Raw genomic sequence first — 15,754 nt, 5'->3', positions numbered from 1 at the left:
TTCAATGCCCATGTCGTCATCTTCTTCATTTTCCTGGTGTCCAACATCGGAGGGTCGCTGACGCCGCTCGGGGACCCGCCGCTGTTCGTCGGCTTTCTGCGCGGCGTCGATTTCTTCTGGACTACCACCAACCTCTACCAGGAGACACTGTTCGTCGGCGGCCTGGTGCTGGCGGTCTTCCTGGCCATGGACGTCATCCTGCATCGCCGCGAGGCCGGCGCGCCGAAGATCAAGGATCCGACACCGGACACGAAGGTGCGCATCCGCGGCCTGCCCAACGTCCCGCTGCTGGCCGGGGTCATCGGCGCGATCCTGCTTTCCGCGACCTGGAAGCCGGGCGTGGCTTTCTCCGTCCAAGGCGTGAGCCTTGAATTGCAGAACCTCGTGCGCGACGCCGTCATCCTGGCGCTTGCCTTCCTTTCGCTCGGCGTCTCGCCCAAAAGCCACAGGCAGGCGAACAACTTCCACTGGGAGCCGATCGCCGAAGTGGCTAAACTATTTGCCGGCATCTTTATCTGTATCGTGCCGGTCATCGCCATTCTCAGGGCCGGCCCCGACGGCGCGCTGGCACCGCTGGTCTCGCTTGTCAGCTCGCCGATGGGCGAGCCAAACGACCTCGCTTATTTCTGGATGACCGGAGCGCTGTCATCCTTCCTCGACAATGCGCCGACCTATCTGGTGTTCTTCGAGCTCGCCGGCGGCGATCCACAGCATCTGATGACCACCTTCGCCTCCACGCTGGCGGCGATCTCGGCCGGCGCGGTGTTCATGGGCGCCAACACCTATATCGGCAATGCGCCGAACTTCATGGTCTACGCGATTGCCAGACATCGCGGCGTCAAGATGCCGGGCTTCTTCGGCTACATGGCATGGTCGGGCGCGGTGCTGATCCCGATATTCCTGATCGCGGGTTTTCTGTTCTTTGGCTGATCAACCGACGCCGACATAGCGGCGGACCGCCGACGGATCGGCGCGGAGCTCCTCGACATCGACGGTCTCGCGGTTGCGACCGTTCTCAATGAACGAGACCCGGTCGGCGACGGACAGCACGGCATCGACCCGCTGCTCGACCAGGATCGTCGAGACGCCAAGATTGCGCAGCTTCGACACCGTCTCACGGATCCTGGCGATCATCGACGGCATCAGCCCTTCGGTCGGCTCGTCGAGTAGAAGCACCTGGGGTTCGAGACACAGGGCCCGCGCCATAGCCAGCATCTGCTGCTCGCCGCCCGACAGCGTGCCGGAGCGCTGTCTGAGCCGCTGACGCAGCAGCGGAAAAAGGTCGAGCACGTTTTCGCGCGTCGTCTTGCCCTTGCCGCGGGCCATCAGGCCGATCTCGATGTTTTCAGCCACCGTCATCTCGGCGAACAGCCGCCGGCCCTGCGGCACATAGGCGACGCCGGCCTTCGGCACGTCATGCGCCAGCAGGCCAGTCAACTCCTTGCCGTCGAGCCTGATCGAGCCGGCGCGTGAGGGAACGAGGCCCATGATCGCCTTCAGCGTCGTCGTCTTGCCGGCGCCGTTGCGGCCAAACAGGCAAAGCACCTCGCCCTTGTTCAACACGAGGTCGAGGCCGTAGAGCACCTGGACCTCGCCGTAGAAGCAGTCGAGCCCGGAGATGGCCAGTGCTTCAGACCGTGTTTCAGTCATGGGGCGGTCCCCAGGTAGGCGTCCTGCACTTCGGCATTGGCACGGACCTGCTCGGGCGTGCCTTCGGCCAGGATCTTGCCGGCGTTGAAGACGGTGATGCGGTCGGCAAGCTGCATGACCACCGGCATGTTGTGTTCGATCAGAAGCACAGTCGCGCTTGTGGCGATCTCGCGCACCAGCCCGATGAAATTGTCGATCTCGCTGTCGGCCAGCCCCTGCGTCGGCTCATCAAGAATCAGCAGGCGCGGTTTTAGTGCGAGCCCCATCGCCACTTCGAGCAGGCGCTGATGGCCATAGGACAATTGCCCGGCCGGCATGTGGGCGCGGTCGGCAAGGCCGGTGCGCTCCAACGCCGCCATGACGCCGGCATGCACGGCACCTTTCGAGCGGCCACCGGTCAGCGTGCGCTGCACTGGCAGTGCGACGTTGTCGTAAGCGGTGAGGTTGGCAAAGACGCTGGTGATCTGGAAGGTGTAGGCAATGCCAAGGCGGACCCTGGCGTAGGCCGGCAGGCTGGTGATGTCGGCGCCGTCGAAGACGATCATGCCCGAGGACGGCTGGATGCGGCCGCTGACCAGGCTGACGAAGGTGGTCTTGCCGGCGCCATTGGGGCCGATGACGGCGCGAATCTCGCCCGGCATGAGGGCGAATTCGACACCGTCGACGGCGCGCAGGCCGCCGAAATTGCGGGACAGGCCCTTGGTCGTCAGCAGCGGCATCATGGCAGCCATCCAAGCCAGCGCTGGCGGACGGTGCCGAGAATGCCCCTGGGGAAGAACAGCACCAGCAGGATGAGGGCGATGCCGACGATCAGCAGATAGGCCGAGGTGTAGCCGCTGGTGATGTCGACGACATAGTACATGAACAGGGTGCCGATCAGCGGACCGAGCGTGGTCGCAGCACCGCCGAGCAGCACCCAGAGCAGCGGTAGGATGGAATATTGCACCGAGGCGAAGGTTGAGCCGACATAACCGAACAGCAGCGCGTAGGCGGCGCCCGAAGCCGCGCAGATCGTGCCGGAGACTACGACCGCGGCGAGCTTGTTGGAAAACGTGTCGTAGCCGAGCATCTTGGTCCGCTCCTCGTTTTCGCGAATGGCGACCAGCACACGGCCATACCTGGAGCGGACGATAACGAGCGCCACCAGCAGCACGATCGAGAACAGGGCGAGCGCGCTCATGTAGCGCACGGTCGGGTCGGTGAGGCCGAGCGACGTGTCGCCCAAAACAAGCACACGCGCCGACTGCGGCACGACCAGGCCCTGATCGCCGCCGGTCCAGGCCGCGAAATAGAGGATTATGAGATAGAATACCTGCGCGAACATCATGGTGACGATCATGAAGGCAACGCCGGAAGTACGCAGCGCCAGCACCCCGATCACCAGCGCGAGAAGCGCGCCGCATGCAAGGCCGGCGGCGAAGGCGGCCGGCACGCTCCAGCCGAGATGGATGACGGCAAGGCCTGCGCCATAGAGTCCAGCCGAAAAGAACATTGCATGTCCGAGGCTGAGCAGCCCGACATAGCCGAACAGCATGTTGTAGCCGATGGCGAAAACCGCCAGCACCATAATGCGGGCGAGCAGCCCGTGGTGATATTCCGGCAGGACGAAGCTTAGGGCGAAAAACAGCGCGATGACGCCCACATGCAACGCATAGGCTTTTACCGGTGAAGCCTCCTTCATCGCGATGCCGTCCCGAACAGGCCTTGCGGCCGGAACACCAGCACCATGGCAACCAGTAGCGTGGCGATGATCTTGGCCAGAGTCGGCGAGAAAAACACCGAGATGATGCCGTCCGACAAGCCGATGAGCACGGCAGCGACGACGGTGCCGCGCAGCGAGCCGAGCCCGCCGATGATGACGACGATGAAGGACAGCAGCAGCGGGTCCTGTCCCATCAGATAGTGCGCCTGGCTGATCGGCACGATCAGCACGGCGGCCACCGCCGCCAGCATGGCGCCGAGCGCGAAGACGCCGGCATAGACGCGGTCGACCGGAATGCCGAAGGCCTGCGCCGTCTCGCGGTCATATTGCGTGGCGCGCATGACGAGGCCGATTTTCGTACGCGTCAGCACGAACCACGTCGCGACCAGCAGAAGCGCCGATGCGGCGATGATCGACAGTTTGTAGCCGGAGTAGCCGAACCACGGCAAAAGGATGCGATAGCTGAAGGGCGGCTCCACGGGCCGTGCCTCCGGACCGTAGAAGGTCAGCGCCAGTTGCTGGATGATGTAGAGCATGCCGATGGTGGCGACGATGGTGGCCTCCGGATTGTAATTCAGCCGGCGCAACACCAGCCGTTCGGAGACGAGCGCGATCAGACCGACGATCAGCGGCCCCAGCACGAGGGCGACCAGGAAGCCGACCGCCGGATGGCCTGATATCGCCGTGGAGATCGCCCAGGCAAGCACCGCGCCGAGCATGAAGAACTCGCCATGGGCGACATTGACGACGCGCATGACGCCGAACACCAGCGACAGGCCAAGCGCCGTCAGCGCCAGCACGGCGGAGGTGACGAGGCCTTCGAGGGCGGCGAGGAGGAGGTGGGGTCCGAAGGCCATTATGCGCTGGCAGGTGCGAGAAGCACCCCCCTCTGTGGGGAGATGTCCGGCAGGACAGAGGGGGGTGGCTCGAAGCGCACTACGGCTAAAACAGCTAAGCTCACAGCGCCTGGGTCGTGTAATCCCCTTCCGGCTCATAGAGGCCGTCCTCGATCTTGGTCTTGTGGACGACGTTCAGCCGGCCGCCTTCGACCTTGGAGATGTTCTGGATGCCAAAACACTGATGGATCTTGCCGTTGAAGGTCTTCGGCCCTTGCGGATGCTCGGGGCCCTCGGCGAACTCGGTCAAGGCCTCGGTCGCCTCGACCAGCTTGGCGCGGTCTTCCGGACCCTTGTAGCCGGCATCCTCCATCGCCTTCTTGACGACATAGAGCGTTTCCCAGCAGCCGAACATGTGCGCGGCGGTGGAGACATCCTTCGGATCGCCGACGGCAGCGCCATTGTCGTCGATGCCCACGGCGGCGCGATAGGCCTTCTGCGCGGCGGAATCATTGGGCTGCGCGTAGCGCGGCGAGCCTTCCCAGAAATGGCTGCCGTCGAGGAATTCGAGCCCGGGGCTGTTGATGTCGGTGGCTTCGAGCGAATCGATGAAGCCGAACAGCTGCGGCCGGTTGGAGCCATAGAACTCGCCGAGTTCCTTGACGAAGGTGAGCACCGCCGGACCGACCATGACGTGGTAGATCACCTCGGTCTCGGCTGGGATCTGCGGGAAGTATTTGGTGAAGGACGATTCCGTCGGCGGGATGGCGATCTGGGCAATGACTTCGGCGCCTTGCGCCTTCAGCGCCGGCGGAAGATAGTCGCGATGGTCGTAGCCGAAGGCGAAATCTGGGAATATCTGCGTCACCTTCTTGCCCGCGTTCGCCGCGATCCAGGGCGCCATCGCCTGGATCTGGCTCTTCACGTCGGTGATGCCGGGCTGGAAGACGTAGCGGTTGAGCTTGGTCGAGGCGACGTGGTGGCCTTCGCTGACGACGAAATAGGGCATCTTGGCCTCGCCGGCAGCCGGCGCCGAGCCGATGACGACATGCGAAAACAGCGTGCCGTAGACGATGTCTGCCTTGTGCTGGGTGGCGAATTTGCCGACCACTTCGGCGCCGCGGCCGGGATCGGTGCCGTCATCCTCGATGATCACCTCGACCGGCCGGCCGTTGATGCCGCCGGCTTCGTTGATCGCCTTGACCGCGGCGGCGGTGGTCCTCTCGTACCAGCGCCCATAAGCGGCGCCGATGCCGGTGCGGTGGGACTGGAAGCCGATCTTTATCGGCGCCGAGCTCTGCGCCTGGCTATAACGCACGAACCCAGGCGCGACGGCAAGGCCGGCGCCTGCGGCCAACCCCTTCAGCGCCGTGCGGCGGGTGAGACCGGTTTTGGAGAGATCTAAAAACCCATTCTTGTCAGTCACGGCAGTTCCCCTTGTTTTTGAGTTTTGACCAATGGCTGTAGCGAAGCGGGCCACTCTGGTAAGAGCGCCGAAATTGCATGTGTACAAACTAAATCATCAAAGCCCTGGTGTGGCAAGCGGGCTTTCCCCAACGTACAAATCGACGCCATCGAGCCGGGCTTTTGTCTCATCCGACTGAAGGCGTGGCAAGTAACCACAGGCCGAAGACCGTATAGGCGATCATCAGCACGGTGAGCGGAAACTGGCTGAGCGCGGCGCGAGCGGGAACCGGGTGCAATCGCCAGGCGAGGCCATGGGCAACGAGCACGGCGAGCATGTGGCCGGCGATGATGACGCCGGCCTGGAGATTCCACAGCCACCATGCCGAGCCGGCGCCAGCAGCCACCCCGGCTTCGATCTGCATGCCGGCGGTGCCGAGCAGGTTCCAGCCCAGCGCAAACGGGTCGGAAAGAGCGGCGATGGCGTATTGGCCATCGACCAGCAGCGCCGTCAGGTAATGCGCGACATGGTAGGCGAGCGCGATCGGCACGATCGACCAGACCAGCAGCCCTGCGGCCTGACTGAGGGAATGCTGGCTGCCGGCAAGACGCTGGCCAAGGACAATGGCAAGGATGAACGCGACTGCAAGCAAGACGAACGTCAGCACGAGCCCGAAGGTGCCGATGCCGATCACCGCCGTGCGGCCCGGAAACTCCAGCGGATTGAGGCCGAACAGGCCGAGCCAAAAGAAGGTTTTCGACAGGCCATCGAAGGAGACCGACGACAGCGCAAGCAGCAGGAAAGCAATGCCGCTGAGCGACAGCGGCGCGGCATCGCTGAGCGTGGCGCCCGGCCAGCACAGACTGAGCCGACCGCCTTCACTGCGCTCGACTTCATTGCGCTCAAGGAGGGCGAATCGTGCAATCATGGCGAAGAAGACGGCCAGGAACTCGCCTCGCCGGCTCCAGTCGCGGTAGCCGAACACCAGCATGGCGGCAAAACTCAGCAGCCAATAGAAACCGGCGGCCCAGGCGAGCCGCGCCGGATCGTCGGGCGCCGGGTCGATCAGCTCGAACCAGGCGAAGGCGAAGAACAGCACGACGGCCGGCCAGCAGCCAAGCCACGGAGGCGGGCGCCATGTCTGCCGCTTGCCGAACAGGCGGGAAAGGACACGCCAAGGCCCGTACCATGGGTTCAGCCATGACCAGAGATTGCCGAGCAGCCCCTGCAGCAAAACCAGCCCAACCCAGAGCAGCGTCCAGATGGCCAGCGGCAGCGGGTTGGAAAGCGGATCGCGGCTGCCGAACAAGCCGGCCGCAATAAGAATTGCAAAGCCGGCAAATGATATCAGGCTGACGATTGCCCGTGCGCGGTTGCCGAATGCGAAAAGCGGCAGGCGCCGCCGCCAGAAGCGGGCGGGAAAGTCTGACGGCAGCAGCGCGAGGACGAGAAAGCTGGCGGCAACGGCAAGCGCGCCGCCGGCGACGTAGTAGCCCGTCGGCAGAAGCAGGACGTGGCCGCGATCGGAGGCATGGGCAAAGGCCGGGGTGGGCGCGAGGAAGATCAATGAAGCCGCAAAGGGTATTGCTATTGCCAACCGGCAGCGCACTACGGCGAAGGAACTCATGCTATCCAAGAGTTCCCTCGCCCCTCACACCTTGACCAGCTGCTCCACGCGGTCTTTCTCGCCAAATATACGCAAATAGCGTTCGATCTCTTTCTCGTCGCCGGTGGCCTTGGCTGGATTATCGGAGAGCTTGACCGCCGGGCGGCCATTGGCCTCGGTGACCTTGCAGACCAGCGAGATGGCGTCGAGCCGGTTGGTGTTGGTCGGCGCGCAACCTTCGAAATCATTGGTCAGGTTGGTGCCCCAGCCGAAGGACATGCGCACCTTGCCGCGGAAGTGGCGGTAGGTTTCCTCGATGGTCTCGACCTCGAGCCCGTCGGAGAAGATGAGCAGCTTTTGCCTGGGGTCCTTGCCCTTTTCACGCCACCAGGAAAGGATCTTCTCGCCGCCCTCGATCGGCGGCGCGCTGTCGGGCCGAAAGCCGGTCCAGTCGGCGACCCAGTCCGGCGCATCGCGCAGAAACGAAGCGGTGCCGAAAGCATCGGGCAGCACGATCAGCAGATTGCCGCCATAGTAGCGCTGCCAGTCCTGCAGCACCTTGTAGGGCGACTGCTTCAACTCCTTTTCGGAATTGGCGAGGGCGGCGAGCACCATCGGCAATTCATGCGCATTGGTGCCGAGCGCCTCGAGGTCGTTATCCATGGCCAAAAGCACGTTGGAGGTGCCGGTGAAAGCCTCGCCGATGCCTTCCTTCAGCGCTTCGACGCACCAGCGCTGCCACAGGAAGGAATGGCGGCGGCGCGTGCCGAAGTCCGAAATGCGGATATCCGGCAGCGCTTTCAGCCGCTCCGTCTTAGCCCACATTTTGGCCTTGGCGCGGGCATAGAGCACGTCGAGCGCGAACGGACCGAGCGCCCGCATGGCCGCGCGGGATCGGAGTTCATTGATAATTGCCAGCGCCGGGATCTCCCACAGCGTCGTGTACATCCACGGACCGCTGAAAGTGAGCTCGTACTGACCATCGCGCTTGGAAAGCACGTATTCCGGCAGCTGGAAATTTTCAAGCCAGGCGAGGAATTCCGGTTCGAAGATCTGCTTGCGGCCATAGAAAGTATTGCCGCCGAGCCAGATCATCTCTTTCTTGGAGAAGCGCAAGGTGCGGGCATGGTCGAGCTGATCGCGCAGTTCCGCCTCGTCGATCTCGTCGGCAAGGCGAACCGAAGTGGTGCGGTTGATCAGCGAGAAGGTGGTGTCGATCTTGGGATACATGCCCCAGATCATCTGCAGCATCAGCAGCTTGTAGAAATCGGTGTCGAGCAGGCTGCGGACGATCGGGTCGAGCTTCCAGGTGTGGTTGTAGACGCGCCGCGCTATATCGGTCTTAGTCATGTCTCGATGCCGCCTTCACTGCTCGCTCCTAGACCGGTTCAGTTTCTGGATGGCAACGCTGAACCGCTCTAAATTTGTTTGCACGCAATTCCGAACGGAAAACCGCTGCGGACTTTTCCTGGAATTGCTTTAGCGAAATGCCTCTTAGCATTGAATTTCTGAAAGCGCCTCCCGCTTTGCGGGCTGGCCCGACAAAAAGAAAAGCCGGTGGCAAGCATGCGGCTTCGGCAATCGCGGCCTCAGGAAGCGGTCTTGGCGCCGACCACTCGCAGCGCCGGGCGCTTCCGGCGGATGCCGATGCGGCCCGCCACCGGCGCATCGGCGCGGCCGTCGGCCTGTTCTTTCTCGGCAAACAGCCAGTCGATGAACAGCTGCACGATCGGTGCCGACCTCATCTCGTTACGACAGACGACGTAGAAATCGTCGACCGCCGGCACCGACAGGCTGAACGGCGCGACAAGCAGTCCCCGGGCGAGCAGCCCGCTTGCCGTCACAGTATCGCCAAGCGCCACGCCGTGACCATGAACCGCCGCCTCACTCGCCATGCGCGCGTCGCCGAGATGGTGCCGGCGGCCGCGCTCCAGATCGAGCGCATCGGCGGCGGCCAGCCAGGTGTGCCACTCGCGGCCGTCGTCGCCATGCAGGAAGACGTGGTCGGCGAGATCGCGCACGGTGCGGATCGGACGGTTGTTGATCAGCGTCGGGCTGACCACCGGGAACAGTTCGAGACCCGACCATTTGCGCATCCAGCAATCGGTCCAGCTGCCGTCGCCATAGTGCACGCAGACGTCGATATGTGGCGCGCGGACGTCCTTGGCGTCATTGGACGGGATCAGCGTCAGCCTGATGTCCGGATATTGCGAGGTGAAGCTGCCGAGCCGCGGGATCATCCACAGCAACAGCAGCGCCGGCACGCAGGATACCGAGAGGGCGCCGGTGCTCGCCGGCCTTGTCATGCGCTGCGTGGCGGCGGCGATGCCGTCGAAGGCGGTCGACACCGCCGGCAGCAATTCGGCCCCGTGCGGCGTCAGCTTCACCCGCTGACCGGCGCGCTCGAACAGCTTGACGCCAAGCGACTGTTCGAGCGCCTTGATCTGATGACTGATGGCGCCGTGGGTGACGTTGAGCTCAGCCGCCGCCTTGGTCAGCGAGGCATGGCGCGCCGTCGCCTCGAAGGTGCGCAGCGGATTCAGGGGAGGCAGACGCTTGGCCATCGGAGCCTCAAAGGAGCACGATCCCGAAAAGTGGAACGCGGTCTGCGGATACGACCGTGCTCAACATAATGTGAGATTTTCTCACAGCAAAGACCCTAACAATATCAATTGATTTTTCAAAGCAGCTGCAAGACACTTTGGGTCGAACAGCATCAAGACGTGAAATCCGCAGGCAGCCGGCAGGACGGCGACCGTCATTTAATGGCCGCTCCGCACCAGCCATGGGAGGATCGACATGGGTTATGATCGCGGCAAGCTCGAAGCGTTGCGCCGCAAATATGGCGAAAGCCATGGCGGCGAGATGTTCGACCCCAAATTCCGGCGCGTCGCCGACAAGATCTTCTCCAAGAGCGGCACGCGGCTGGCGCCCTATTCCGGCATCCCGACCTTCCTCGCCGCGCCTTACCGGGAAATTGCCGCCGACAATCCTGATTTCGGCGATCTGCAGGTGGCGATGATCGGCGTGCCGATGGACCTTGGCGTGACCAACCGGCCGGGCGCCCGCTTCGGGCCAAGGGCGCTGCGCGCCATCGAGCGCATCGGCCCCTACAACCACGTGCTGGAATGCGCGCCGACACACGAGCTGAAGGTGGCCGACATCGGCGACGTGCCATTCCAGAGCCGCTACCGGCTGGAAACCAGCCATGACGACATCGAGCGTCGGACGAACCAGATCGTCGATGCCGGCGTCATCCCGCTATCGGTCGGCGGCGATCATTCGATCAGCCATCCGATCCTGAAGGCTGTCGGCAAAAAAGCGCCGGTCGGCATGATCCATATCGACGCCCACTGCGACACCAGCGGCTTGTTCGACATGACCAAGTTCCACCATGGCGGGCCGTTCCGCAACGCGGTGCTGGACGCGGTGCTGGATCCGTCGCGGACCATCCAGATCGGCATCCGCGGCTCGGCCGAGTATCTGTGGGAGTTCACCTACGAATCCGGCATGACCGTCGTGCATGCCGAAGAGGTGACCGGCCTCGGCATGCCCGCCATCATTGCGAAGGCGCGCCAGATCGTCGGCGATGGCCCGACCTATGTCTCCTTCGACATCGACAGCATCGACCCGGCATTCGCGCCCGGCACCGGCACGCCGGAAGTCGGCGGGCTGACGACGCGGGAGGTGCTTGAACTGCTGCGCGGCCTGAAGGGCCTCAACATCGTCGGCGGCGACGTCGTCGAGGTGGCGCCGCAATATGACGCGACCACCAACACGGCCCATGCCGGCGCGCAGGTGCTGTTCGAGATCCTCAGCCTGATGGTCTTCAGCCCGGCGATCTCAGGCAAGGGGGCCTGACGCATTCAGACCATGATCCCGCCGGCGGACACCGGTTTGTTGCTCCGCTGACCTACAGATCATGGTCCAATCAGAAGTTCCAAGGCGAGCGCCGCGCTGGAGCCGGCGGCCGCTTTCAAAACAAACAAGCTTCCAGCAGGGGAACGACAATGGCACTTCATATGAAGCTCAAATCATCCATCGCCGGCGTGCTGATGCTCGCCGGCTTTGGTCTTGCCACCCAGGCCGCCAATGCCGACGCGGTCGACGACATCACCAAGGCCGGCGCCATCAATGTCGGCATTTTCTCGGACTTTCCGCCCTTCTCCTCGGCCAGCGCCGATATGAGCATCAAGGGCTATGACATCGACGTGGCGCAGTTCATCGCTGACCAGCTCAAGGTCAAGCTCAATTTGGTCAGCGTGACCGGCCAGAACCGCATTCCGTATCTTACCGACAGGCGCGTCGATGTCCTGATGAGCGTCGGCTACTCCAAGGAGCGTGAGCAGGTGATCGATTTCGCCGCCGCCTACGCACCCTACTATATCGCCGTGATCGGCCCGGCAGCGCTGAAGGTCGAAGGCAAGGACGACCTCGCCGACAAGTCGATCGCCGTCAACCGCGGCACGCTGGAAGATACGTCCCTTACCGAGGTAGCACCCGCCTCGGCCGACATTCGCCGTTTCGACAACTACAATTCCGTCATCCAGGCCTTCATCTCGGGCCAGACCCAGCTGATGGTCGTCGGCAACGATGTCGGCGCTCAGGTGCTCGCCCGCCAGGAGGCACTGAAGCCGGAGCAGAAATTCCAGCTTCTCACCTCGCCCTCGCATATCGGCCTCAACAAGAACGAGGACCGCCTGAAGCAGGCGGTCAACGACGCGGTCGCCAAGATGCTGGCCGACGGCAAGCTGAACGAAAGCTCGAAGGCCTGGCTCAAGACGCCGCTCAATCCCGACAACCTCAAGGATTGACCTCCAGAGCGGCTCCGGTTCTCCTGGAACCGGCACCGCTCTACTGTTTGTCTTGCCGCATTTAGCCCCAAAATGCTCAAGGGTCAGGACCTATCCTCATGGGCTATAACCTGGACTTCGGCTGGCTTGCCGGTGCCGCGGGCGCGATCACGCGCGGTGCAGGCACGACGATCCTGCTGATCGTCATCACCACCCTCGCCGGGACGCTGCTTAGCATCCTCGGCGCGGCTGGGCGGCGAAACGGCCCCGTGCTGCTCAAGCGGGCCATCGCCGTCTATGTCGAGGTGATGCGCAACACGCCGTTCCTGGTGCAGCTGTTCTTCATCTTCTTCGGGCTCCCCAGCATCGGCATAAGGCTGGATCCGCTGCTGGCCGCCATGCTGGCAATGACGCTCAACATGGCGGCCTACACGATCGAGATCGTCGGCGCCGGGCTCGACGCGGTGCCGCGCGGGCAGACGGAAGCAGCACTGGCGCTTGGGCTCAGGCCACGTCAGGTGTTCGTCAAGATCGTGCTGCCGCAGGCGCTCAAGGTGATCTATCCGGCGCTGACCAGCCAGATCATCATCATGATGCTGGAGTCCGCCGTGGTGTCGCAGATCGCGGTGCGCGAACTGACCTACGAGGCCGACATGCTGCAGGCGCGCACCTTCCGCGCATTCGAGACGTATTTCGTGGTGACGATCGTCTATCTCCTTCTGTCGATGGGGCTGCGCCGGCTGCTGGTCAGCGGCGGCCGCCGCGCGCTGGGAGCCGGCGTGTCATGATCGAATTCACCTTCTGGGATATTGTCCGAAACCTTGTGCTCGCCGCGCGCTGGACGGTGCTTCTGTCGCTGGCGGCTTTCGTCGGCGGCGGCGTGGTCGGGATGCTCGTGCTGTTTTTCCGGATCGCCAAGAATAAATGGGCGCAGCGGCTTGCATCGGGATACATCGCGCTTTTTCAGGGAACGCCGCTGCTCATGCAGCTCTTCCTGATGTTCTTCGGCCTGCCGATGCTGGGCTTGCGCATCGAACCGTGGACCGCCGCAGCGCTTGGCCTCACCTTTTTCGCCAGCGCCTATCTCGCCGAGATCTGGCGCGGCGGCGTCGATGCGCTGCCGCGCGGCCAGTGGGATGCCGGCGCCAGTCTGGGCCTCCACTATCTGCAGGAACTCCGGCTGATCATCCTGCCGCAGGCGTTCTCGATCACCCGTGCGCCGACTGTCGGTTTCCTGGTGCAGCTGATCAAGTCGACCGCGCTGACCTCGATCATCGGTTTCGAGGAACTGGTCAGGACATCCAACGCGATCAACAATGCGACCTTCGAACCGTTCACCGTCTACGGGCTGGTGGCACTGATCTTCTTCATCATGTGCTTCCCGCTGACGCAATATGCCCGTTCACTCGAACGGCGCGCGGCTGCCCACTGAGCCGCGAGCATGTTGCGTTGACCATACAAGCTGGGAAGAACGGCAGCTTTGCGCCGCAATGTCGGCCAAGAGAAGCAGACATCTTAGGTGACCATGCTGGAAGTCGTAGTCGCGCCAGAACCCGACGTCCGGCCGACGCCCGCCGAATAGCTTAATCCCAAGGATTTTATGCTCTTCGTTCGCAGCAACCCTCCGGCGACCTGAAGACACCATCCATTGTTAAGGCAAGGACTCGCATGAGCGATGAGCTGTCATTCTTGGCCAACCGCTTGCATCTAAACAGCGGCTGCAGATTCCGAGCGCCCAGCCGCTTCCGTATCGCGGTGATCTCCTCCCCAACGATCAGCGATTTCAGCGCATGCATCATGCAGCCCTAGGTGCAGGTTCATGGTCTCGGACCGATTAGTCTTGCCAGCGGCTGCAATTGGGATCAATTTCGTGGACTGGAGATAAACATCTCCTCGCATAGCCAACTGTCTGAAGGGGAGCTGCGGCCGCAGGATCACAGGGGCAGGGAGGAAGGGATGCGAGCGTCTCGGAGCCGAGAGGGTGTATCGTTGGCCCGCATCAATGCTATGTGCAGGTTGTTCCTGCTCATAGTCGCGGCGCTTGTTGTCGGTTTGCCCCAACCCGCACAGCCGACCGAGCCGGATGGCGATACGTTGAGATTGTTGCTGTGGCAAGCGCCAAGCACACTGAACCCACACCAGGCGCCGGGCATCAAGGATCAAACGGCAAGCCGTATCGTCTACGAGCCGCTGGCCAGCTTTGACGCCGAGGGCCGGCTGGTGCCCTTTCTCGCAGCCGAGATTCCATCGCTTGAGAACGGCCAGGTCGCGCCCGATGGCAGATCGGTCACATGGAAGCTTAGGCCGGGCATCAAGTGGTCCGACGGCGTGCCGTTCACCGCGAAGGATGTCCTTTTCACCTACCAATACATAGTGAACGAGGACGTGGGCTCGTCGAGCGCGGGCTCGTACAAATCAGTCGCGAAGGTGGAGGCGCTGGACAACTTGACCATCAAGGTCACGTTCAAGGACGTCAATCCCGCCTGGTCGCTGCCCTTCGTCGGCGTGCAGGGAATGGTTATTCCGGAACACGTATTCGGCCAGTACAACAACAAAGATGCCGCCAGCGCTCCGGCAAACCTCGCCCCGGTGGGCACCGGTCCATACCGCCTCAAGGAGTTCCGGACGGAGGACGTCCTTCTCATCGGCGAGGACGTCGTCAACACGGTCAAGATCATCTTCGAGCCAAATCCCGAGTATCGTGATCGTGACAGCCTGGCGTTCAAGCAGGTCACGCTTCAGGGCGGTGGCGACGCCAGAACCGCTGCAAACGCAGTGAGCGAAGGCATCGTCGACTACGCGTGGAACCTTCAGGTCGGCGAGGCTGACCTTCGAAGGCTTGAAACCAAGGGCGTTGGTAGGGTCGATTTGTATTGGGGATCTTATGTCGAACGCATCATGCTCAATTTCACCGATCCCAGACGGGAAACCGCCGACGGCGAACGCGCGAGCGTGGAGTTCCCGCATCCAATCCTGACCGACAGGCGCGTCCGGCAGGCGCTGGCGGCCGCCGTTGACCGCCGGAAAGCTGCCGAACTGCACGGCAGGAGTGGCCGCGCCACCGCCAATCTCCTTGTCGCACCGGCCGCCTTCGCCTCGCCGAACACGAAATGGGAGTTCAATCTCGATAAGGCGCGCGCTCTGCTGGACGAAGCCGGATGGCGCGACACCGATAGCGACGGGGTCCGCGACAGGGACGGCGTCCCGCTGGCGCTGGTGTTTCAGACCAGCATCAACCCGGTGCGGGAGGCGACCCAGGACTTCATAAAGGCGGACTTCGGCTCGATCGGAGTCCGGGTGGAAAACAAGCTGATCGATTCCAGCATCTTCCTGGGGTCGTCGCCCGACAATACGAACACCAGACGGCACTTCTATGCGGACCTCGAGGAGTTCGCTTACGGCAACAAGGGCCCCGATCCCGGCAGCTACATGATCGGCTGGACCTGCGCAGAAGCAGCACAGAAGAAAAACAATTGGTCGGGAACGAATTGGGCCCGCTATTGCAGTCCCGAGTATGATGCGCTGTTCCAAGCGTCGGCGACTGAAGTCGATCCGGAGAAACGGAGCGCGCTGTTCATGGCGATGAACGATCTCCTGATCGCCGATGCCGCGGTCATTCCGCTCCTCGAATGGGCTTATACTTCGGGCCTGCGCAATGACATAGCCGGCTACGATCCTACCCCTTGGGACGCTGAAACCTGGGACATAGCGAAGTGGCATCGCAAGAAGTGATCGGAGGCGGCCGGGACGCAGAAGGCATCC

At 62.9% G+C, this 15,754-nt stretch carries 14 protein-coding genes; 6 read left to right on the top strand and 8 right to left on the bottom strand.

Annotated elements, in window-relative coordinates; translation table 11 throughout:
• Positions 1-930 (top strand): sodium:proton antiporter (locus EOA85_RS09880; RefSeq protein ID WP_127209275.1); only part of this gene is annotated, 930 nt, incomplete at its 5' end.
• On the opposite strand, the gene EOA85_RS09875 is transcribed toward EOA85_RS09880, so the two are convergent.
• The 8 genes from EOA85_RS09875 to gcvA form a co-directional block, all read right to left on the bottom strand.
• On the bottom strand, positions 931-1,650 hold the full coding sequence (locus EOA85_RS09875) for an ABC transporter ATP-binding protein (protein WP_127209274.1): 720 nt from the start codon (positions 1,648-1,650) through the stop codon (positions 931-933).
• Positions 1,647-2,372: an ABC transporter ATP-binding protein gene (locus EOA85_RS09870; RefSeq protein ID WP_127209273.1), complete on the bottom strand. Its 726-nt coding sequence runs from the start codon at positions 2,370-2,372 to the stop codon at positions 1,647-1,649. The genes EOA85_RS09875 and EOA85_RS09870 overlap by 4 nt, the downstream gene beginning before the upstream one ends.
• Positions 2,369-3,331, bottom strand: a complete 963-nt coding sequence (locus EOA85_RS09865) for a branched-chain amino acid ABC transporter permease (protein WP_065011635.1) — start codon at positions 3,329-3,331, stop codon at positions 2,369-2,371. The genes EOA85_RS09870 and EOA85_RS09865 overlap by 4 nt, the downstream gene beginning before the upstream one ends.
• A complete protein-coding gene (locus EOA85_RS09860) occupies positions 3,328-4,209 on the bottom strand; it encodes a branched-chain amino acid ABC transporter permease (protein ID WP_127209272.1) in 882 nt (293 codons plus the stop codon). The genes EOA85_RS09865 and EOA85_RS09860 overlap by 4 nt, the downstream gene beginning before the upstream one ends.
• Before the next feature lie 100 nt (positions 4,210-4,309).
• Complete coding sequence (locus tag EOA85_RS09855; RefSeq protein WP_127209271.1) at positions 4,310-5,614, bottom strand: ABC transporter substrate-binding protein; 1,305 nt, start codon at positions 5,612-5,614, stop codon at positions 4,310-4,312.
• A 166-nt stretch (positions 5,615-5,780) separates the two neighbouring features.
• Positions 5,781-7,220, bottom strand: a complete 1,440-nt coding sequence (locus EOA85_RS09850; protein WP_127209270.1) for a hypothetical protein — start codon at positions 7,218-7,220, stop codon at positions 5,781-5,783.
• A gap of 24 nt (positions 7,221-7,244) precedes the next feature.
• Entirely contained in the window at positions 7,245-8,549 is a 1,305-nt protein-coding gene (gene pncB, locus EOA85_RS09845; protein ID WP_127209269.1) for a nicotinate phosphoribosyltransferase, read from the bottom strand.
• A 239-nt stretch (positions 8,550-8,788) separates the two neighbouring features.
• Entirely contained in the window at positions 8,789-9,763 is a 975-nt protein-coding gene (gene gcvA / locus EOA85_RS09840) for a transcriptional regulator GcvA (protein ID WP_127209268.1), read from the bottom strand.
• 235 nt (positions 9,764-9,998) lie between these two features.
• On the opposite strand from gcvA, the gene speB reads away from it, so the two are divergent.
• From speB to EOA85_RS09815, 5 genes are all read left to right on the top strand, one after another.
• On the top strand, positions 9,999-11,060 hold the full coding sequence (gene speB / locus EOA85_RS09835; protein WP_127209267.1) for an agmatinase: 1,062 nt from the start codon (positions 9,999-10,001) through the stop codon (positions 11,058-11,060).
• Between the two features lie 149 nt (positions 11,061-11,209).
• The gene (locus tag EOA85_RS09830; protein ID WP_127209266.1) at positions 11,210-12,013 is read left to right on the top strand and encodes a transporter substrate-binding domain-containing protein; all 804 of its coding nucleotides are present in this window, start codon (positions 11,210-11,212) and stop codon (positions 12,011-12,013) included.
• Between the two features lie 98 nt (positions 12,014-12,111).
• Complete coding sequence (locus EOA85_RS09825) at positions 12,112-12,780, top strand: amino acid ABC transporter permease (protein WP_029347214.1); 669 nt, start codon at positions 12,112-12,114, stop codon at positions 12,778-12,780.
• Entirely contained in the window at positions 12,777-13,424 is a 648-nt protein-coding gene (locus tag EOA85_RS09820) for an amino acid ABC transporter permease (RefSeq protein ID WP_127209265.1), read from the top strand. Before EOA85_RS09825 ends, EOA85_RS09820 begins: the two co-directional genes overlap by 4 nt.
• A gap of 557 nt (positions 13,425-13,981) precedes the next feature.
• Positions 13,982-15,724 carry a peptide ABC transporter substrate-binding protein gene (locus tag EOA85_RS09815; RefSeq protein WP_245485671.1) on the top strand — a complete coding sequence of 581 codons (1,743 nt, stop codon included), beginning with the start codon at positions 13,982-13,984 and terminating at the stop codon, positions 15,722-15,724.
• The last annotated feature ends 30 nt before the right edge of the window (positions 15,725-15,754 follow it).

It is taken from the genome of Mesorhizobium sp. M5C.F.Ca.IN.020.29.1.1 (assembly GCF_003997375.1).
Classification (GTDB): domain Bacteria; phylum Pseudomonadota; class Alphaproteobacteria; order Rhizobiales; family Rhizobiaceae; genus Mesorhizobium; species Mesorhizobium wenxiniae.
The sequence above is the reverse complement of the archived record's forward strand: the minus strand, read 5'-3'. Positions and strand labels throughout refer to the sequence as shown.

Excerpts from the sequence above, each read along its gene's own strand:
- EOA85_RS09865 (WP_065011635.1), bottom strand. The coding sequence starts at position 3,331 with ATGAAGGAGGCTTCACCGGTAAAAGCCTATGCGTTGCATGTGGGCGTC.
- EOA85_RS09820 (WP_127209265.1), top strand. The coding sequence starts at position 12,777 with ATGATCGAATTCACCTTCTGGGATATTGTCCGAAACCTTGTGCTCGCC.
- EOA85_RS09850 (WP_127209270.1), bottom strand. The coding sequence starts at position 7,220 with ATGAGTTCCTTCGCCGTAGTGCGCTGCCGGTTGGCAATAGCAATACCC.
- pncB (WP_127209269.1), bottom strand. The coding sequence starts at position 8,549 with ATGACTAAGACCGATATAGCGCGGCGCGTCTACAACCACACCTGGAAG.
- EOA85_RS09825 (WP_029347214.1), top strand. The coding sequence starts at position 12,112 with ATGGGCTATAACCTGGACTTCGGCTGGCTTGCCGGTGCCGCGGGCGCG.
- gcvA (WP_127209268.1), bottom strand. The coding sequence starts at position 9,763 with ATGGCCAAGCGTCTGCCTCCCCTGAATCCGCTGCGCACCTTCGAGGCG.
- EOA85_RS09860 (WP_127209272.1), bottom strand. The coding sequence starts at position 4,209 with ATGGCCTTCGGACCCCACCTCCTCCTCGCCGCCCTCGAAGGCCTCGTC.
- speB (WP_127209267.1), top strand. The coding sequence starts at position 9,999 with ATGGGTTATGATCGCGGCAAGCTCGAAGCGTTGCGCCGCAAATATGGC.
- EOA85_RS09875 (WP_127209274.1), bottom strand. The coding sequence starts at position 1,650 with ATGACTGAAACACGGTCTGAAGCACTGGCCATCTCCGGGCTCGACTGC.
- EOA85_RS09870 (WP_127209273.1), bottom strand. The coding sequence starts at position 2,372 with ATGATGCCGCTGCTGACGACCAAGGGCCTGTCCCGCAATTTCGGCGGC.
- EOA85_RS09830 (WP_127209266.1), top strand. The coding sequence starts at position 11,210 with ATGGCACTTCATATGAAGCTCAAATCATCCATCGCCGGCGTGCTGATG.